Below are 20,800 nucleotides of genomic sequence, written 5' to 3' on the forward strand. Positions count from 1 at the left end.
TGTACCTCCTAATCTTCTGTTTTAGGCCATAATCCTGACCATTTGACAGATGCAGCTGCTTCGTATGAAGCTTGAACAAAGCTTCTGAAAGCAATAATCCATCCGATTAATCCGACAACAACAACAAGTAACCAAGCAGAGTGACCTAAAGGAATAGTACAGATACCAACAATAATCATTGATAAGAATGCTGTAGAAGCAGCACATTTAAGAGTTCTTACTTGATCTTCGTTAGGTCCTAAACAAGCGTTGTAAGGGTGTTGGATTGCCATAGTGTTTAAGATAAATAATAAAGCAATGAAACCAGTTGCAACTACATTATTTAAGATTGGGGTAAAATCAATAGAACCAGCAATAGCTGCAGAGAAAGCTACAACAGATAATGCAGCAGCACCAGCAAGTTCAGTAGTACATCTTTCTAATACAGGGATTTTCATACCGACAATTTTTTTAGCAACAACAGCAATGATTAAACCAATAATACAACCAAATACTAAAGCTAAAACAGGTCCAGCAATAACAAGGTTGAATTGAGCACCAACAGCAAGTCCTGTTAAAGCAGCAACACAACCTGCACCTAAAGACATATATCCAATGGAAGGTACACCGGTACCTAAACCATAACTTGCAACTCTACGAATAGCATCTGATCCCCATAAAATAGCACAAACTCCACCTAAGCATGCGAATAAAGGTCCAATGGTAGCATTAACAGTTGATAAATAAACTAAAATTAATCCACCAATAACACCTAATATTAATAAATTTGTTGAACTAACAGCTTGTCCTTCGTCAGCCATTTAAATACCTCCAACAATAAGTGCAATAAAAATAGCAATTACTAAAGATGCAATAATACTAGCTAAAGCTCCGTTACCAATTCTTTTAAATTTAGGATCGTGGAAACCTTCAATAGTACCTCCAATATTGTATGAAGCAACTACAGAGTTTACAAAGAATAAACCAATTGAACAAATAGCAGCAACACCAATAATAACTGGCATATTACCAGCGAATAAGGTAGAATTTTTAGCCATTTCTTGAACAGCATAGAAAGCCATTCCTCCACCAATACCACCTAAAGCAGAACCGATGATACCACTAACAAAGGATACAGTAGGAACACCGTGACCTTCGGTACCAGGAGTTTTATAAGCAGCTTGTGGTAATCCAGTAATTGGATCTTTTTCAACTTTACCTGAACTTGGTACTACACCTACACCAAATACATAAATAAAGTTACCAAAGAGCATAGTAATACCCATCATCATCATAGAACCAATAGCACCTGCAAGAAGAATTAATCCAAGACCAGCACCTTCTAATGAAGCTGCAGTGATTAATCCAGTCATTCCTGCACCAGCTGCTAACATAGCAGTACCAGTACCTACACCAGTAGCGGTAGACATAGCTGCAGGAGCTCCACCTACAGGAATAAAGTGTACACCAGCACCCATACAGACACCAGCAATGATAATTAATAACATCATAATTAAATCCATTGTAAAACCTCCTTATTCCTCTTCATATGGACCAAATTTATTTCTAGCATAGGTTTCAACTTTGTAATTTAAGTAAATTAAAAGTAAAACAATAATAATACCAGCAATTTGTCCACCAATAGTTCCGAAAACAATAGTAATCCAGAAGCTTAAAAATACGATTAAACCGAAACATAATCCAGTAATAGGTCCACCAAATCTAGAACAGAAACCTACTACATCAATAGAGTTTTTAGCTCCGATAGCTTCTTTAGTTACAATATCCCCTTGAATAGCTACAGGAGTACCAGCACCGTAAGCGAATTTTTGGTATTCACTTTCGGATCCATAGTATACATCACCAGTAGATGATCCGATAGCACCAATAGTTATACCCCAAAGTACAGCTAAGATTGGTAATGGGAATATGTGTAAAGCACTTCCATTAATAGGAATAATCATTAAATAAGACATACCAACAATACAAAAAGTAGCAATAAATCCATGACCAGCAATTGGTCCTAAACATTCAGTCAATACATCCATAAACAATGGTTGTCCAAATTGAGATTGACCTACAATACGTCCCATATGAGAAGTTACTGTATAAATAGAATGAACGAAAGCACCAACAACTGCACCTAATACAATTGCTACAATAGGCATTACGTTTAAGTATGACATAAATACAAATGCAACAGCACCAGCAACACCACACCATACACCGTATGCTACAGGTTCACCGGAAGTTGCCTTATTTATAATTCTATGTAAATGTCCCATTTGAGGAGCTAACTGAACTTGTGAGTTAGGGTTACTTTGTGAACCTACATCAGATTCTAAATCTTCTGCAGCTCCACCGATAGTTGCAGCAGCACCCATCAATGCGACAACACCTAAAGTTATAGGGTCCATAAATTTTTTCCTCCTTAGTTTTTATTAAATTAATAATTTAATAAACGTGAAATGTAGATTTTTTATTTAAATTGTCAAATCAAACAATTAAAATTTATTTCTGATAATAAATTTTACTTATAATATTAATCCAAATATTAATCTCTTCATTTATTTGATACATCAGTAAAACTAAAAAACCAATGTATTAATAATAATATTTTAACTTTTATATAAAAACTTTTCTAAATTCCTTCACAGAATAAAAAAAATTAAAAAGAAAAAATAGGTGTTAATACACCTATTTAGCTGGAATGATTAAAGATCTTTCACCAGCAGGTGAGAATTCTCTTAAAGCACCTTTAGCAATTTCAGCACGTGGTTGAGTGAAGTCGAAGCATAAGTTCTTATCAGCAAATGCAATTTTAATTAATGGGTTAAATGAAAATGCATCTTTACGTGCAGCGTGAGGAGCTTGTGCAATACCTGCGTATTCACCTTGGTGACCTACGTTCATTGCATAGTTAGGATAGTTAGGACCTCTCATTTCAAGTGGTAAACCTTCATCGTTTCTTATAGAGAATACGTTAGCAGCACCACATTGATCTTGTAAATCGTAACCATAGAATCCTAATCTGGAGTGTTGTTCTTTGTGTAAGTATTGTGATAAGTACCATGCACTTAAACCAGTTTGAGAGTTACCAGTTGCAAATGCAGTACAACAACCGGAAGCAGCTGCAGTAACAGCAGCTCTTTGAGATCCACCGAATTGGGTTTCAAGTAAAGCTGGGTATTCATCATATTGTTCTAATGCATAGAATGTTACTTCAGAACCTACATCAAGAACAGTATCCATGTTGTTAGGAGCTTCGGTTAATCCGCCATATTTATCTTCTACGTAATCTTTACCATAGTAAGCAAAGTCATCAAGGATGTTATCAGTATATGCTGCAGTAGCATATTGGGTGAATCCTACACCACCAGACATGTATGAACCTAACCAGATTTGATCGTATAATGCAGCACCAGCAGCTACAACATCTAAGGTTACTCTTACTGGGTCATCCATGTTAACTCTGGAGGATTGTACAATATCTGCCATGTAACCGAATGGTACACCACCAGGTTCGTTAGCTGCTCTTGCTCTTCTTTGTGGTAATGGAGCACCCATTTGAATAACTTCTGCGTGTTTTGTAGCGAATGCGAAATCACCAGTTGCACCTTCACCAGCACATTGGTTGTATGCGGAAATCATTGACATACCAATTTGCATAGCAGACCATCTTGAGGTAGTACCTCCATCACAAACTCTTCCTACTAAAGAAGGAACTCTAACAACTTGCCAGATTTTATCTCCAACTTCAGCTTTAAGTTGAGCTGCTTGGTCATCAGGGAACTCTTTGTTAATATCTAATACATAACATTGATCGATTTCATCTGCTAACTCATCGTCACCAGTGAAAATTTTAACATAACTGTCTGATACTAAGTATGGGTTAGTTTCTACCATGTGTTCTTGTACAACTGCTGCACCAGGCATTGCGTGGTTTACAGTTTCTAAGTAATTAGTAATGGTTTCAGGAGTTACTTCCATACCTAATCTTCTTTGAAGTACGTTATGAGCAGTGTTTAATCCTACAAGTACAGTTCTCCTAATATCATCCCATAATTGTTGGATAGCTGCATTGTTAATAAAGTGTAAATCATCCCCTTCTACAAAGGTATCAGTAGTAGATAATTGGTAAGGCATTAAAGTTCTTTGACCTAATGGACTTCCAATATCAGGGTTGTACATAGGAATACCTCTTTCTTCAGCTATTTCTTTACCAGCTTCGTAAAATTGGGTTTTCCTTTCTGATTGTTTCCATCCACCTAAATTGTAGAAAGTAGTGGTTTTATCTTCTGGAGATTCTTTAAATTTTTTATTTAATGCTTCATAAAATTTCTTATCAGCCATAATAATAACCTCCCCTATTCAGGGTTATATCCTCCTTGAGTTCTTGTAAGGTGGATTTTATGTAATACTTCTACAGCGTCTTTGTCATCTCTGTATTTGTCACCATCTACTCTGTAAATAGTAGTGATAGATTTTAATTTCTCTTCATCTAAAGGTTCACCAATATCAATTGGTTCATCTAAAGGAATAGCAATTTGGTTTTTAACCATTTCGATATGTCCAGTTTCTTTGTTTTTAAGTTGTCTTCTTAACATATCAAACATGATACCGTCTTCATCTAATCTTAAAGAGTGACCGTGTACAGATTTACCTCTAATTCCGGTTCTTGCTGGGTCAAAGTATTCGGTTTCTAATAATTCTTTAGAAAGTTTTTCTAAATCTCTTTCCCTTGCTTCAATAACTTGTCTTCCTGATAAAGTACCAGTATCAATTCCTCTGTATCTGTTCATGTAAGATCTTGCTCTTACATAAGGTTGAACTGGAGCAAAGTACATGGAATCAGCGAATTGAATATATCTTACTCTGTCTCCTGCTTTTGCACCGTCAATAGGTGTAACAAGTTCTCTTACAATGTCATCAGGCTCATCCATTTCATCTAAAGGAGGGTGAACATGTTTATATTCTTCACCTGGAGCTCTGTGACCTAATATTTTTACTACATCTTCGTCTGAAATTTCTCGTAATTTTTCTAACTTTTGTTCTGGGTCAGCAAAATGTCTTCTGTTTTCAGAAACTTGAGATGTTCCTGGATAATATTGTGCCATAATCATGCATCTCCTAATGCTAATTTAACTTTTCTAATAATTTCGTCTAATTGTTCTTGAGAAACTGTTTGTCCTCTAATAACACCACTAATTATATTAATAATGGTTCCTTTTGTTTTAACTTCATCAGGCATAACCTTAGAAGTTTTAACCCCAATCTTTGCAAAATCCTCAAAATCAACAGGATATTCACAAATAATTACACAAGGTTTATTAACATTTCTTAATATTAATCTTGCTTTGTAAATAATATGGTTTCTAACACCACCTAAGTGAATAACTAATAACTTATATTGTTTTAATTGTTCAATCTCATCAGGAGTTAAACCAAATAAACTTGAAGCACCTGCACCTGGCGCATCTCCTGGAAGACCTGCACCACCATTCAATACCATGGTACTTGTAAGTAAATTAGCTTCACGTAAAGCAAATGTAATCTCACATACCGGTTTAGTAATATGTCTTTTACCTGGAGACATAGCTACTGCTATTACATCACTTCCACATTTAGCGAAAGTACCTCTTTGAGCAATACCTCCTCCTTCACCAAGACCCATAGTTTCTCGGCAATCAACTACATGAGTTGTTCTTCCTATCATATTACCTATTCCATATCATCATTAATAAAATTAAGATCATCTGCCATTTGTCTTCTAGCATCAGTCATACCGACTAATTCATCTGGAAGATTGTCATCAGGACCATATTTAATAGCATCGGACACGGTCCTTTGCTTTCTAATATATTCACGTCTACTTGTGTTAATATCATATCCAAAAGGAAGATATTCACTGCAAATTTTATCAATTTCATTGATTGTAGACTCGGAAGTTAATTCAACCAATATACGACCTGTTTTAACTTTAAGGGTTATAGGTTGACCTTTAACAACTATTTCTCTTCTCTCTTTATACTGAGGAAGAAGATCAGGATCATCTGGGGGGAGTCTAGGTCCATGAATAATTGTCCTATTTACATCCTCTAAACTTTCAATATCATTTAAGATTTTCTCGGTTGTATCAGGACCAAGCATCCTATGTGGAAAAATTTCAATATCCATTATATCAACCCCGTTATTAGACTTATTATTAAAAAATAATTAGTTTTTATAAATTTATATATCTCCTTTTATGTCTGAAGCTGCTTCAGCAACATATTTGAGAGGTTCTCTGAATTCATCAATACTACTGTATACTTCTTTAATTAATCCAGAAGTTGCTTCTGGAGAGAATAATTGAGTACCAGCATCTAAAGACATACCTGCAGCTACACAAGGAATAGTGTAACCTTTACTGTGTCTAGTTACAACGTGGTTTCCGTTGAATAAACCAGGACCTCCTCCACCATAGATAGAGTGACTGAAGAAACTGAATCCTACAGCTACACCTTCACCTCTACCAAAGTCGAGACCAGGTAAACCAGTTGCAAATTCAATTGAATCGTTGAAGTATAAAAGTGTGGATGGAATACCTTGAGCAGCACGAGCAGCACCAACGTTTACCATAGTTGCAGCAACAGAACCTGCAGCTACATATGCGTTCCATTTTGCGAAATCGTCGGTTTGGTATAAATTAAATCCATGTAAATCTTTTTCAACAGAAATTACATTATCGTCAATTGCTCTTTGAATAGTATCATTCATAATGTCACCAACGGAAGAGTCAGTAGCATTATCTTGTACTAAACTTAAGACCATGTTATCAGCATTCATACCTTGGTAAGCTAAACCTAATAAGTGAGTTCTTTCGAATGCACCAATTGCATCTCCCATTTCAAACATAGCAGTTTGTTCTAAGATACTAGCTAAAGCAGTAGCTTGGAAACTGTTTTTAAGGGTAGTTGCAACCATATCGTTAGCTTTAATGTTCCTGAATGAGTAACCAGGACCTTCTAATTTTTGAGGTACATCTAACATAGTTTTAATATTAGATCCGTCATAACTTACGGTTTGAGGATACATACCTAAGATAGCAGCTTTAACCATGTTAGCATCATACATACTTACATCACATGTTTCAACAATAGCTTGGGTTAATGCAGTAGAAGTTGCTAAGGTTGCAACAGAGTATTCTGCAGCTACATCAATTCTTCTTGTAGGTACTTGTACTAAAAGTCTTTTACCTCCGGAAAGAGGTTCAACTACAGTATCATCATCTTCAGTTACTTGAATCATTTTTTTTACAGAAGCTGCAATCGCATCTACATTTGCTACAATATCAAGATCTAATTCTCTTCCTAATATTTTAGAAGCTTTTGTTCCAACAGCAGCATTACGTAATGAATTTTCAATACCTTCTAAGTTTACAGCAACGGTTCTTTTAATACCAGCAGTAATTTCTTTAATAGCCGGATTACGTACTGGACTTAGAGCTTCAATAGGTACATCACTATCAATTAATGTACCTCTATCGTCGTATAAATCGACTTTATCATCAAACTTCGCCAATTTTTTCCCTCCTAAATAAATAGAGTTACAAATATACCACTTAACATAAACTTTAGTTTTTGTTTGATTATGTCAAGTTAGCTACAAAGCAAGTATTTTGCATAGAAGCATATGGTATACAAATTTTAATATCTTAAAGATATAATATAAATATTACCTTTTTTTACAATCAGTAAAATTTATAAGTAATAATAAATCCCTTTTGATTAGTAAAAAAAGAATAAAAAGTAATACTTTTTTAAAAGACGAAACAGGAAAATTAAGGCGAATAAAGAAAATAAACCGATTGTAAAATAAAAAAAATAACTAAATGTTTTTTTAGTTTAATCAAAATAATTTAAAATCCGTTTAAGATAAATTAAAAAAGAAATAAAAAGAACTTAAAATTCAATAATTTGGCGTTAAATTAATAAATTTAAAAAAGGTATTACTTCAAATATGAAAAGATAATAAAAAAATTTCAAAAAATTTGAAATCCTTGAGAAATAAATTAAACTAAAAGAGGTTAACTTTAAAATAAAGGAATATATCATATTAAAAAAATCTTTAAAATAAAATAGTTAAAATTAAATATAAAACAATAGTAATTTATACATTAATTAAAAAAACAAATCCCTTAAAAACTGTTTTAGATTTTTCTAAAAAACGATTTTTCAAATAAATATTAAAAATATAAAGGAAATTGCTGAAAATAGTAAAAACTAATATTATAAAAAAGAGATATAGTTACATAATATTAAATATTTACAATAATTAATATATCAAATAATATATAAGAATAAAAAATTATAAACCGAAGGATTAAAATGCAAATATTAGCAGATGTTGGCGGTATTCCAGGAAAGGATTGTAGGGGTTTTTGTAAATACTGCTACTTTAAGAAAGTCAAGGACTTAAAACCATTAGGATGCAAATACTGTCCACCTAATCAAATAGGATGTGAAAGATGTTCCATAGGAATTCAAGATGCGGAATCTGAATTTAAACCGTTTTATCTAGTTGCTAACGAGGTTCAAACCACATTAATGTTGAACCCACCTAGAGACAATAATCTAAAAATAAATATTAGTGGTGGAGGAGACGTAAGCTGTTATCCCCAGATTAAAGATTTAGCAGCCACATTGCACCAATTCCAGATACCGATACATTTAGGATATACAAGTGGTAAAGGTATTGACGATGAGAAATGGGTTACGGATTTAATTAATCTTGGAGTTGATGAGGTTACCTACACATTGTTTGCGGCAGATGCTAAATTAAGACATCAATGGATGGGAGATCCGAATCCGGAAGTTTCCCTTAAGGCGGCCAAAATATTCTCAGAAAACACGGAATTACATGCCGCAATGGTAATTATTCCAGGGGTAAACGACGGAGATGTTTTAAGAAACACCTGTGAAAAGCTGGAAGAGTGGGGAGCCAAAGCAGGTATCCTTATGAGATTTGCAAATACAACGGAAGGTGGATTAATATTAGGTAACGGACCTATTGTCAATGGTATTGAAAGCCAGTCTGTTGAAAGTTTCGGGCAACTTGTAAAGGACATCAACTCAGAATTTCCAAAACTTAGAATCACTGGAACACCTGTATGCGATCCAGAAACAGGTGCACCATTTGCACTTGCAAACAAAGGTAATGAACCATACCTAGATTTTATTCCGGAGGTTACAGGTTATGCGACAATCATATCATCTGCTGTTGCAGGACCAAAAATAGCTAGGATATTTGAAAAGATTGGAGCAAGTGATCATGTAAATGTAATATCTACTAAGAAGGATATTGCATGTTTAATTACAAAATACGATCTTGAGGATATTGATTTAACCAATGTTCAAGATACGGTATTCATTCCAGGAAGAGCCTATATCCATGAACTAGATGCAAATAGAATATTTAGTGCAGACGGCATTGAAAGGCTTGTAACACGTGGACCGGATACTTTAAGTGTTGACGGTGAATTAAGTGGAACGTTGACTGAAGAGGATGTAATAGAACAAGAGTTAATACAATTTAGAGAGCTTGTTGGAGAGATAAACTTCTATGGAAGAGATTTTAATGGAAGACATGAAAACATTTAATAAAATAGAAAATTATTACAAATTTTCATTTAATCCATATAATTAAAAAGCTTTAAAAAAAAAAGCTATTTCTTAAAATCTTTATTATTTAATGTTAAAACCACTATTTCTGAATCAGTACCTATTCTAATAGGGGGACCCATAGTACCTAAACCTGTACTTACTGATAAATAAAACCTATCTGAAACACCATCCCTACTAAAAGCATAAAGTCCTTTTAATTTATGATAAACAGCCCTAACCCATAGATTTGCAGGATAAAACTGTCCCCCATGAGTATGACCAGACAATTGTAAATCCACACCCAATTTTTTAAAATATTCATAGAAGACAGGCAAATGGAATATTAATATATTTGTTTCAGATTTATTTACAGGTAGATTAAAATGGTATTCCTCCCATTTACTTTCCATATCCTCATACTTAAAATTTAAACCTATAATATTTAATCCTAAATCTTTCATATCCAAACTATCATCGTTTAAGACAATGACACCCAATTCTTCTAAATCATTTAATAAACCATTTATATCCTGATAATGGTCATGATTACCTGGAGTAAAAATAACCTTAGGTTTTATATCTTTTAAAGGTTCCAAATCCTTAATATCAACGGGAGAGGAACCGTCTACAAGGTCTCCTGAAATAATAACAACAATATGTTCCATACCCCCTTGTTTTAAGTCAAGATAAACCTGATTGATTTTGTTTTTTAGATTTACCAGGATTGACTCTCTTCTAATGGAACCAAAGTGCACATCCGAAATATGTAAGATAGCTATTGATTCATTATTATCCTCTTTTAAAATAGGCAAATTATGGTATTTTACTTTAATGTGATGGGCATTATAATAGCCATAGACTCCAAGAACAATCACCAATGAATATAATATTAGAACCAATTCCCGTGGAATTTTTATAAAGAGGCCTAAGACATATAATAGGATTAGCTCAAATAAAAACATCAATGAGGCCCATTTCCAAAGCTCCGAAATCTCCATAAATATTCTTGTAATTTTATGGGAGGCGTTCATCTCAACGGTAATGGATATTATATTTACTAAGGCTAAGAATAAGCAGATAGACAAAAGAACCACAGGATTTAATTGATAGTCAATATACCTAAATAAAATATCTATTAGAAAATAATTATAAATAAAAAGAAAGACTGTTCCAATTGGTCCATTGATTAGATATCTTCTTTTGAAATATTCCATAGTATCCCATTATAAAAAAAATTATATAAAAACTATTGGCCAATAAGATATTTAAAAATTTTGAATTGAAAAAAAGTGCTTACATAAAAAAACAATAGGAATAAGTTTTAAAGACATTCGGAAATTCAAGATTGAAAAAAGTAGTCAAATAAAAAAGGATAATTAAAAAAATTTAAAATAGATTAATTATCCACAATAGAACTTTCACTATATAATTTTACTAGGGTATAATTATACATGTGTGATCTATTGATATCCGCTATGTCTGATAAATATTGGTCGTTTACAACAACCTGACCTATTTTATCATGATATTTGTCATAATCTAGTTTCACCCTTAAACCGTCTAATTGTGTTGTAATAGGAGTTGGAGTGTGAACATCTTTGATTTCTGGCAATTGTCTTTCAATAGCGTTTTTAACCATTACAGGAGGTGCCAAAGGAGCATCTTCAGCCATGTATTTTTTCTTACGGTTTAAGATATCCTCTGTAGTTTGAACCAATCTTCTAAGTGCGCGGATATTTTCACCACGTTTAAGTCTACGTGGAATTCTACCTAAACCTCCGACATATGCATCGGCACCTGGCAACTCTTCAATGTCAATGTCCGGAGCACCAGTTACAATTACTGGAATGTCTATATCATCAAACAAAAATGATTTCTCAATAATACAATCTTTGAAACTTCCAAGGGCAAAGATAGCCAAATCATGTTCCTCAATCAAATATTTTTCCTCTTGTGAGATTCCGCTTGTACCCTTACCATGACCTCTTGCCAAACCTATCATGTTATCCTTTGCACCGAACCTTCTAAGATACTCGGATATATCACATGCCGCATGTGGTAAGTGGTGTCTTGCCAATGTTGGTGAAACAATAGCTATTTCAGAACCTGCCATAGGGGCAAAGGTCAATTTACCTAATAATTCTTTAGATTTCTCTTTGATTTTGTCAACATCATCAACTGGTACAGCCATATTCAAGACAAGATCCATTTGGATAACATTTTCCTGTATAATAAATCCACCTAAATCTTCAATAAGCTCCCTCATTTCATTACTTTTATGAATTCCACCAGAATAAGTTAAGGTTTCATACACTATAAACATCTCCAATTTTAAAAAATACACATTAGTATAGTTATATTAAGATATTAAATTACTACTTAATAAATTTTATAATTAAGATTCCATATTCCTATAAAAGATCGATATTCAATAGGATGGAATATCTCAGCTCGGCCCTTTCAATAGGATCCTCTGGAACATTATGATGAGAGGGTATTTTAACCAGTTTATAATCACTGCTTTCTTCTATATCCTCCATATAATCAGGATAAATTAAATAATCAAAATTGGAATCATCAATATTTAAATTCATATCTTCAACAATCTCCTTTAAGAAATTAGACAATACCTTAACATTAATATTATGATTTTCCTCCCTTAACTGTGAGAACTTACCTGTATTTGTAAACCATTCATAGATTAGATTATAATCCATTATTTTATCGATTACCTCATCTTTACTTAGAGGTTTAGAGGTTAAGTTTGAAACCTCAATAATGCTATCTAAAATCTCATCAAAAGTATTTAATTTTAGAGGCAATGAATCAATGTCCGTCCCACTCTCTGATAAAAGGATTGCAAAATCCCCATCCTTACTTGAGGGATGTTTATTCACCACATAATCACTGATTCCTCCAAGTTCAACTACCTTCCTACACATTGGTGTTGTTACTATCTTCATATTATCCTCCCGTTAAATTGAAAATCATATCTATTTATTGATTCAAAGATACATTAAGATTATCGCCATACAAATCGATAACATAAATCCATTTCTATAATCCAAGATAGTTAATTGAAAAGAATTATCTAAATTATATTTTTAAAATAAATTCATTCAATTTAGAAATCAAATCTTGAAAAAAAATATAAAAAAATCAAATATTTTTAATATGATTTAGATAAAATAATAAAACTCATCAAAACTTGGTAATTGTACCATTTTCATATATACCAACATCATCAAAAATATCCCTTTTTAATGAAAAATCAATATCCTTTTTAGAACCTACATTGATTAATCTTTTAGCCGAAAAACCGTTAAATATAGCCCGATTTGCCATCTCATCATTATAAGAAGCTAATTTTGCAGACACCGCATATTCCGAAAATTCACAGTTTAAATCCTGCTTCTCATTATAATAATCAAGCCATCTTATTATAAAACCAGCTGCAAGATAATCCTCAATTGTGAAATTACCTTTCCAACCTGCCATTACAATATCTATATGGTTGTCAGCTACTTCAATACATTTTTCAGCACATGCCTTTCCATTAACAAATCCCCCAATTAAAACACGGGGACTTTCCATGTTCTGAAGAATTCTTGTACCGTTACTAGTAGTCAATATAAAATTTTCCTTATCTGTTTCATATTTCAAAACATCCTCTGGAGAATTACCCAAATCAAATCCGTCTATTTTTAAACCTTCCCTTTCACCTGCTAAAACTCCATCATATTTAATGCTTTTAGAGATTGCATCTTCTTTTGAAAATGCTGGGATGATCTTTTTAAAAGAAGATAAGGCAACAGTGATAGTAGTGCTTGCCCTTAATGCATCAATCATAACAGAAGTGTCATTTGAAATGGTTTTCTCAAAACTTAAACTTACCTTCATTTTATCACAAAAAAATCCATTAATAATATTTTTATTTATTGTTTATATAATGATTTTAATTAAAATCAGAATAATGAAAAAAGTCTAAATAGATATTTAAGTAACAAACATATAAATTATTAAAGGTTAAAAAAAATCAATTTATAAATAGTAGTATAATAAATATTAAATATTAAAATTTATTAAAAAATTATACAAATAAAACTATTTTATTATATTATTTTGTTTATTTAACAAGCTACTAAGAAGTGTTATTTTGAAAAGAGAGAATTTAACTATTATAGGTACTGCACATGTATCTGCCGATAGTGTTGAAGAAGTAAAAAACACCATATATGAAGTTCAGCCAGAGGTAGTGGGAATTGAACTTGATTATGGAAGATATCAACGTCTTCGAAATGAGATGAAAGGTATTGAAACCGACGATACCATTTCCATGAGAAAGATTATTAAGGAAAATAAGGTTGGTATATTTTTTGCATCAAGTATCTTAGGTTATATTCAAAATAAGATCGGTCAGGACGTTGACGTTAAACCTGGTTCTGAAATGATAGGTGCTATAGAGGCTGCAGAGGATTTAAACATCAGGATTGCACTTTTAGATAGAGATATTAACACCACCCTACAAAGGGCATTGAATAAAATGAGTAGCTGGGAAAAGGCCAGATTTGTATTTGAAACACTCAAAGCCGTTTTAATTGGTGAAGACGAGGAAGAGGAATTTGACATCGAAGAGTTAAAACAGGAGGATACAATTGAAGAGGTAATGAAATTCTTTAAAGAGGAGTCACCTGCAGTCTATGAGGTTTTAGTTAATGAAAGGGACGCATATCTTGCAAGAAGCATTTCACTCATTCCTGAAGACAATGTGATTGCAGTAGTAGGTGCTGGACATAAACATGGTATAAACCATTACCTAGATCATCCTGAGGAGATTCCGACATATGAGGAGTTAACCGACATAAATAAGGGCAAGGGAATACCATGGGGAAAAATCATACTTGCATCCATCCCAATAATATTTATTGCGATATTTTTTCTGGCTTTTATTCATGGTGTAAATATTACCAATGAACTTTTCGAATATTTCTTTGTGTATATCATTATGGGATTTTTAGGCAGTATTTTATCAGGTTCTAAGATACCCTCAGCTATTGTAGGGGGATTAGTTGCTCCATTTACAGTAATGCATCCATTACTTGCTGCAGGTATGTTTTCAGCACTTGTGGAATTACATTATAGGCCTGTTAGAAAAAGAGACATTAATAATTTAGGTGAAGTTGAATCCCTAAGGGATTTATGGGGCAATAACATATTTAGAATATTGCTTGTTTTCATTGGAACAGACATAGGTGTAAGCATAGCAACCTTCTTTATATTACCTACAAATGTATTTATCCCACTTGCAATGAAAGTATTTGGATTATAAGAATAGCTAATATAATTAAATAAACTAAGAAGCATTTGTTCCAGATATAAATAACTAATTTCACTTAAATAAATAAGAGAGACAATATTAGAAAGTATGAAATAAAAAATTTATAAGTTTTTATAATAAGAATACAATAATATATTATATATACATAATTATTTTTTAAAATAAAAAATCTTTGATAAAAAAGGTGAATTTAAAAAATGTATCTTATTTTCCGTTGTGACTGTGGAAGAGTATTATATGCTAAAAAAGGACAAGCTACTAGAAAATGCGTGTGTGGAAAAGTTCTAAAAGTTAAAGAAAGAAGAATATTTAAGAAGGTAGCAACAAGAGAAGAGGCATCAAAAGCAGTTCAAGACATGCAAGAAGAAATTCACGGATTTAAAGGTTTTCAGACAGCAAATGATTTGAAAAGATAATTTATTTTTAAGAAATAATCATTACTATTTTATAAAGGAATTGAAATGATAACAGAAATCATCGAAATTATTATTATAATAATATTAATCATCATCAATGGTATTTTAACAATGGCGGAATTAGCTATTATTTCGTCAAGAAAATATAAGCTTTTAAAATATGAGCAAGAAGGACATAAAAGTGCTAGAACAGCTATTAATTTATTAGAAGATTCTACAAACTTTTTATCAACAGTCCAAATTGGAATTACTGCAAGTAACATTATTTTAGGTGTAGTAGGTGGTGCAACCTTAGCCGGTCCATTATCAGCTTACCTTGGACCATATATTCCATATTCTTATACAATAAGTTACATTATAATTGTACTTATTACAACATACTTCACCCTTATTGTAGGTGAAATTGCACCTAAACAGATAGCTATCAACAAACCTGAAAGAATAGCCATTAAAGTTGCAAGTTCAATGGAAACATTATCCCGTATATCCGCACCAATAGTAAAACTACTAAGTGACTCAACAAACCTATTACTTAGAATACTTGGTGAAAAAAGTAATGAGAAACATGAAATCACCGAGGAAGAAGTTAATTTACTTATTGAAGAGGGTATTGAAGAGGGAAATATTGAAGAAGAGGAGAAAGCCATTATTCAAAGGGTCTTCCGTCTTGATGCTCAAAAAGTAGATATGATTATGACACCAAGAAACGAGATTGTATGGTTGGATCTTGAAGACAGCGATAAAGAGAACAAAGCGAAAATCATTGAGAGTAAACGTTCAATATTTCCGGTAGCCTCAGGAGAACTTGATGACTTTATTGGAGTAGTACAAGCTAAAGATTTATTGGGTTCATTATTTAACGGTAGAAAACTAGACCTAAAAAAAGAACTTAAAAATCCTTTAGTAGTTCCAGATAATCTTTTATCCATGGAATTATTAACTAAATTCAAACAAAATCAACATTACGTCCATATGGCCCTTGTTGTAGACGAGTTCGGTACAGTTCTTGGTTTAATTACCTTAAATGATTTACTTGAAGGGATTGTTGGAGATATACCAGGTATTGATGAGATGGATGATCCGAAAGCTATTGAACTTAAAGACCATTCATGGTTAATGGACGGTAGAATTACAATTGATAGATTTAAAGAAATCTTTAATATTACAGACCAGGAGTTACCTAATGAAGAGGAGGATAATTTCTCAACCATTGCAGGTTTCATATTAGGATATCTTGAAAAAATCCCTACAGACGGAGAAACATTTACATGGGATAAATTCTGTTTCGAAATATTAAGAATGGATGGAAACCAAATCGATAAAATTCTCATAAATATTGTAGAACCAAAAGAAAAAGAGGATACAGAGGAAAACGATAAAGAAGATAATGATGAGGAATAATCTTCTTTATTTACTATTTTTTATACTTAAACATTTATATTTAAATTCAATAATTTAAAAGCCCCAATAATATAGGGCAAACTAATTTTCAATATTTAATAAATAATATATGATATAATCCAAAACAAAATTAAAATTGAAATTAAAAAAAAGAATAAAATTTAAAAGTTGCCTTTCTGATTTAATACTTTTAGAACCCCCATATAAATTTAAAAAAAAAGATTTGAACTATTTTTTTGATTTAATATTTTTAGAACCCTTATATTTGTTCTTTTCAATTTTTTCTTTTCTTAAAGCTCTTTCATCTTTGGTATTAAAGTAATCATATAAAGCATATATAAAAATAGCTACAATTACAATATCTAAAATAATATCATAATTATGAATATTATAGTTAAAATTCACTATGGATATTACAAATAAAACCATTAGAACAATTAATAAAGAAATATATTTTAATTTATCTTTATCCATAAACACACCTAAATCTCAATTATATGAGGTTTCACTTCAGGATCATGAGAAGCCAATATCTCAACACAATTATCCGCTTTAGATAATTTTTGAATCCATTTTAAACATCTTAAAGTTCGAACCTTATCATTTATAATCCCAGGTAATTCAAGATTTTCCCAAGATGCATGGGCATAAGCTGCATCACCAGTAATTAATACAAACTTACCATTGTTTTTTATTAAAACACCAGTTGAACCTGCAGTATGTCCTGGAAGATAAATTAAATTGATTTTACCATCACGGAAAACATCATAAGATTTAAAGTAAGGTCCCATCTCACCATTCCAATCAAACCTATCAAAGATTGTATCTTTCCAAAGTTCCTTTATATAACGTCCTCCCCCTTTATTAGCTGCTTTTAATTCATCCCTTGAAACAAGAATGAATTCAGCCCTGTCCTGAACATCCCTTATTCCATCAACATGATCAACATGCATATGGGTTAAGATTAAAAACTGTAATTTATCAATTCCCAATTTGTCTAGTTGTTCTGCAATATTCTCACCAGATGGGAGTATAGGTTTACTTGCAATATAACCCTTTAAAGGCAAATGAGATTTATAATCCTCCCTAGATGCTACAGACCATCCAGTATCAACTAAAACATTACCCTTAGGATGTTCTATTAAATAAGAAAAAACAGGAACTTTAACTTTATGCTTATTTGATCTAAATAAACCAGTATATGCAATTGGATTATAGGACTTATCTTTAAAAGCTAAAGCCTCATCTACTTCCACATAACCTGTATTCAAAACATGAATCTTAATTTTATCTTCCATTATAATCCCTAAAACTACAAATTTTAAATTAGTATTTGTTAATTAATAAATAAATACTAATCTATTTGATTATTAGATTAAATTTAATAAAATTAAAAAAGAGAAAAAATCATCAAAATAAAATAAGATAAAATAAAAATATGGAATATTTTTTAACTAATTAATCAAGTTTTTTAATAGAGAGATTCAATCAAACAATAACTCATTTTATAAAAAATCCGATTAGTTATAAAAAAAAATAATAAACCAATAAAACACCAATTATAAATGTTTTAAAAAAATACAAAACCCATTTTAATCAGCAAATTAATATTTACCTCTTTAAAAAGAAACCATTTTTAATTAATAAATTAATATTAATATTTACATGTTTAAAAAAAAAACAATTTTTAAATAGTAAATCAATAATTTACAAAGATTAAAAACTAATTAGATTCATTTAATAAATCTAAAATTTCACAGGCCTTACAGACATCTGATGATGTTGGCTCGCCACAATGTTGGCATTCATATAATCTTGGACTTTCCTCTGTAACATTTAGTGTTTTAATAAAAGAGGATAAGATATTCTCCTTAATTCCAGAATTTTCATCTTCTGCTTTATTCAAGAATCCTTTAATCTTTGAACGTAAAGATAAAGAAGAATAAGGACATTCTGCAAGATGAACATCAATATCATTAATTATTGCCCACATACCCACCTCTTTCTCAGGTGTATTCCATAGTGGCTTTATACGGGGAATAAGTTTAGGATGTATTTGTTTAAGTTCCGGACCAAATTTAGAGAATTTGAGAGTATCTCCCCTTGCAAAACTCATTAAAAAGGATTGAATTTCATCATCAAGATTATGTCCAGTGGCTATTTTATCTGCACCTACTTCGTATGCTGTTTTATTCAATATATAACGTCTAAAAACACCGCAAGGAATACATGCACTTTTAAAATTAGAGTAAATATCATCTAAATTATAGTCAAATGTTTCTTTAAATGATTTCTGAATAAGCCGAACATTACAAAGTTCTGCATTACTTATCGCCGCATCAATTCCAGATTGTCTATAACCTTCAATACCCTCATCAACTGAAATAGCTACAAGATCAAAATCAATATTGGAATCTTCCTTAAAACGACTTAATGCATGTAATGTTAAGACACTATCCTTTCCACCGGATAATGCAACTGCAATTTTTTCTCCGTCCCTAATCAAATTATAATCATTAATTAAATTGTTAATACGGGTAAATATTTCTTGATTAAACATATCCTTATCTACTTTTACCATATTATAAAAGTTAATTTTTAAAATTTATAAAATTAATTATTTTATAAACCAATTACTCCAGGAAGATAAGATTCGATATTTTCAACTTATAGAATCGATTGTTTTAAAATAGCCATACTAAAAAAAAGAGAGTAATGAAAAATAGTTTAGATAAAAAAGAGTCAAAAAAATTTCTAAAAGAAAGATAAAAAAGAAGATTTGATTTTAGCAGAATTTCTCTGAACCTTCTTTTACAACTGAAATGATTGTATCCAATTCATCTTTAGTTAAACTAGGATGTACCGGTAAAGAAATTACTTCATCAACTATTTTATCAGTTACAGGACAGGATTGATTGTATCCTAAATCCTTGTATAATTTCTGGTTGTATAATGGGATAGGATAATATACTCCACAGCCAATACCTTTTTCATTTAAGAAATCTAACCATTTGTCCCTATCGCCATCTACCTTAATGGTGTATTGATGGAATACATGTTTATTACCTTCTTTTACAACAGGAGGAACAACACCTTTAACATCTTTAAGACCATCGGTTAAATAACTTGCATTTTCATTTCTTTTATCATTAAATGAATCTATTTTTTTAAGTTGAGCAAGACCTATTGCTGCAGCAATATCGGTGGATCTGAAGTTGTAACCTAGATAATCATGATGGTATTTTACAGAAGAACCATGTGCCCTATATATTCTAGCCATATTAGCAATTTCCTCATTATCAGTAGTAATCATACCACCTTCACCAGTGGTCATGTTTTTAGTTGGATAAAAACTGAAACAAGCTACATCCCCAAGAGTTCCTACTTTCCTACATTTATATTCAGCACCATGTGCCTGTGCAGCATCTTCAATTACAAGTAAATTGTGTTTATGAGCGATGTCTAAAATAGGATCCATATCCGCGGATTGACCATATAACTGTACAACTAAAATAGCTTTTGTCTTATCTGTAATGGCATCCTCAATCTTTGAAGGATCCATAGTAAATGTATCTTCATCAATATCCACAAATACAGGTCTAGCTCCAGTATATAATACAGAATTAGAGGTTGCAGCAAAAGTAAAACCTACAGTAATTACCTCGTCACCTTCACCAATACCACATGCAAGTAAAGCAGTATGTAATGCAGTAGTTCCGGAACTAGTTGAAATACCATATTTAGTACCAATCCATTGTGCAAATTTCTCTTCAAATTCTGATACTTTTGGACCTTGTGCAATCATTCCTGATTTTAAAACTTCTACTACATTATCAATTTCTTCTTGTTCAATAATCGGTTTAGCAATATTAATCTTAACCATAAAATCACCAAGTAAGGATTAAATTAGTCTATAAATTTAATTAATAAAATATCCTAATATAATTTATAAATAAGATAATATATAAATCAAATTGTTTATCCAATTTTATAATAAAATATGGTTGAATATTTTAAATCTA

The 20,800-nt window shown here is 31.6% G+C and carries 20 protein-coding genes; 4 read left to right on the forward strand and 16 right to left on the reverse strand.

Annotated elements, in window-relative coordinates; all coding sequences use genetic code 11:
• Positions 1–8: 8 nt before the first annotated feature.
• The 8 genes from mtrC to mcrB form a co-directional block, all read right to left on the reverse strand.
• Positions 9–800: a tetrahydromethanopterin S-methyltransferase subunit MtrC gene (gene mtrC / locus ABM4_RS07575; protein WP_016359089.1), complete on the reverse strand. Its 792-nt coding sequence runs from the start codon at positions 798–800 to the stop codon at positions 9–11.
• Positions 801–1,502: a tetrahydromethanopterin S-methyltransferase subunit D gene (gene mtrD, locus ABM4_RS07580; protein WP_016359090.1), complete on the reverse strand. Its 702-nt coding sequence runs from the start codon at positions 1,500–1,502 to the stop codon at positions 801–803. It lies immediately after the preceding gene.
• Positions 1,503–1,514: 12 nt separating this feature from the next.
• A complete protein-coding gene (gene mtrE / locus ABM4_RS07585) occupies positions 1,515–2,396 on the reverse strand; it encodes a tetrahydromethanopterin S-methyltransferase subunit E (protein ID WP_016359091.1) in 882 nt (293 codons plus the stop codon).
• A gap of 280 nt (positions 2,397–2,676) precedes the next feature.
• Entirely contained in the window at positions 2,677–4,332 is a 1,656-nt protein-coding gene (mcrA, locus tag ABM4_RS07590) for a coenzyme-B sulfoethylthiotransferase subunit alpha (protein ID WP_016359092.1), read from the reverse strand.
• Positions 4,333–4,346: 14 nt separating this feature from the next.
• Entirely contained in the window at positions 4,347–5,096 is a 750-nt protein-coding gene (gene mcrG, locus ABM4_RS07595; protein ID WP_016359093.1) for a coenzyme-B sulfoethylthiotransferase subunit gamma, read from the reverse strand.
• Positions 5,097–5,098: 2 nt separating this feature from the next.
• On the reverse strand, positions 5,099–5,695 hold the full coding sequence (gene mcrC, locus ABM4_RS07600) for a methyl-coenzyme M reductase I operon protein C (RefSeq protein WP_016359094.1): 597 nt from the start codon (positions 5,693–5,695) through the stop codon (positions 5,099–5,101).
• Positions 5,696–5,700: 5 nt separating this feature from the next.
• On the reverse strand, positions 5,701–6,156 hold the full coding sequence (gene mcrD / locus ABM4_RS07605; RefSeq protein WP_016359095.1) for a methyl-coenzyme M reductase operon protein D: 456 nt from the start codon (positions 6,154–6,156) through the stop codon (positions 5,701–5,703).
• Between the two features lie 54 nt (positions 6,157–6,210).
• The gene (mcrB, locus tag ABM4_RS07610; protein WP_016359096.1) at positions 6,211–7,542 is read right to left on the reverse strand and encodes a coenzyme-B sulfoethylthiotransferase subunit beta; all 1,332 of its coding nucleotides are present in this window, start codon (positions 7,540–7,542) and stop codon (positions 6,211–6,213) included.
• An 806-nt stretch (positions 7,543–8,348) separates the two neighbouring features.
• Here mcrB and mmp10 point away from each other — a divergent pair.
• A complete protein-coding gene (mmp10, locus tag ABM4_RS07615; protein WP_016359097.1) occupies positions 8,349–9,620 on the forward strand; it encodes a methyl coenzyme M reductase-arginine methyltransferase Mmp10 in 1,272 nt (423 codons plus the stop codon).
• Between the two features lie 65 nt (positions 9,621–9,685).
• Here mmp10 and ABM4_RS07620 read toward each other — a convergent pair whose 3' ends face one another.
• The 4 genes from ABM4_RS07620 to comB form a co-directional block, all read right to left on the reverse strand.
• A complete protein-coding gene (locus tag ABM4_RS07620) occupies positions 9,686–10,837 on the reverse strand; it encodes a metallophosphoesterase (RefSeq protein ID WP_016359098.1) in 1,152 nt (383 codons plus the stop codon).
• Positions 10,838–11,019: 182 nt separating this feature from the next.
• The gene (locus ABM4_RS07625) at positions 11,020–11,937 is read right to left on the reverse strand and encodes a methanogenesis marker 7 protein (RefSeq protein WP_016359099.1); all 918 of its coding nucleotides are present in this window, start codon (positions 11,935–11,937) and stop codon (positions 11,020–11,022) included.
• Between the two features lie 97 nt (positions 11,938–12,034).
• Positions 12,035–12,586: a hypothetical protein gene (locus ABM4_RS07630; protein ID WP_016359100.1), complete on the reverse strand. Its 552-nt coding sequence runs from the start codon at positions 12,584–12,586 to the stop codon at positions 12,035–12,037.
• A gap of 238 nt (positions 12,587–12,824) precedes the next feature.
• Positions 12,825–13,523 (reverse strand): 2-phosphosulfolactate phosphatase, encoded by a 699-nt coding sequence (gene comB / locus ABM4_RS07635; protein ID WP_016359101.1) that lies wholly within the window; start codon positions 13,521–13,523, stop codon positions 12,825–12,827.
• 256 nt (positions 13,524–13,779) lie between these two features.
• On the opposite strand from comB, the gene ABM4_RS07640 reads away from it, so the two are divergent.
• From ABM4_RS07640 to ABM4_RS07650, 3 genes are all read left to right on the forward strand, one after another.
• Positions 13,780–14,952: a TraB/GumN family protein gene (locus tag ABM4_RS07640; RefSeq protein ID WP_016359102.1), complete on the forward strand. Its 1,173-nt coding sequence runs from the start codon at positions 13,780–13,782 to the stop codon at positions 14,950–14,952.
• 206 nt (positions 14,953–15,158) lie between these two features.
• Positions 15,159–15,377 (forward strand): DUF1922 domain-containing protein, encoded by a 219-nt coding sequence (locus tag ABM4_RS07645; RefSeq protein ID WP_016359103.1) that lies wholly within the window; start codon positions 15,159–15,161, stop codon positions 15,375–15,377.
• 45 nt (positions 15,378–15,422) lie between these two features.
• Positions 15,423–16,778, forward strand: a complete 1,356-nt coding sequence (locus ABM4_RS07650) for a hemolysin family protein (RefSeq protein WP_016359104.1) — start codon at positions 15,423–15,425, stop codon at positions 16,776–16,778.
• Between the two features lie 228 nt (positions 16,779–17,006).
• Here the strand turns inward: ABM4_RS07650 and ABM4_RS07655 are convergent, their stop codons facing one another.
• From ABM4_RS07655 to ABM4_RS07670, 4 genes are all read right to left on the reverse strand, one after another.
• The gene (locus ABM4_RS07655; RefSeq protein WP_016359105.1) at positions 17,007–17,252 is read right to left on the reverse strand and encodes a hypothetical protein; all 246 of its coding nucleotides are present in this window, start codon (positions 17,250–17,252) and stop codon (positions 17,007–17,009) included.
• Positions 17,253–17,260: 8 nt separating this feature from the next.
• Complete coding sequence (locus tag ABM4_RS07660) at positions 17,261–18,076, reverse strand: N-acyl homoserine lactonase family protein (protein WP_016359106.1); 816 nt, start codon at positions 18,074–18,076, stop codon at positions 17,261–17,263.
• A gap of 425 nt (positions 18,077–18,501) precedes the next feature.
• Positions 18,502–19,359: a TIGR00269 family protein gene (locus ABM4_RS07665; RefSeq protein WP_016359107.1), complete on the reverse strand. Its 858-nt coding sequence runs from the start codon at positions 19,357–19,359 to the stop codon at positions 18,502–18,504.
• 204 nt (positions 19,360–19,563) lie between these two features.
• Positions 19,564–20,661: a DegT/DnrJ/EryC1/StrS aminotransferase family protein gene (locus ABM4_RS07670; protein WP_016359108.1), complete on the reverse strand. Its 1,098-nt coding sequence runs from the start codon at positions 20,659–20,661 to the stop codon at positions 19,564–19,566.
• Positions 20,662–20,800 lie beyond the last annotated feature (139 nt).

This window comes from Methanobrevibacter sp. AbM4, from assembly GCF_000404165.1.
Lineage (GTDB): Archaea > Methanobacteriota > Methanobacteria > Methanobacteriales > Methanobacteriaceae > Methanarmilla > Methanarmilla boviskoreani.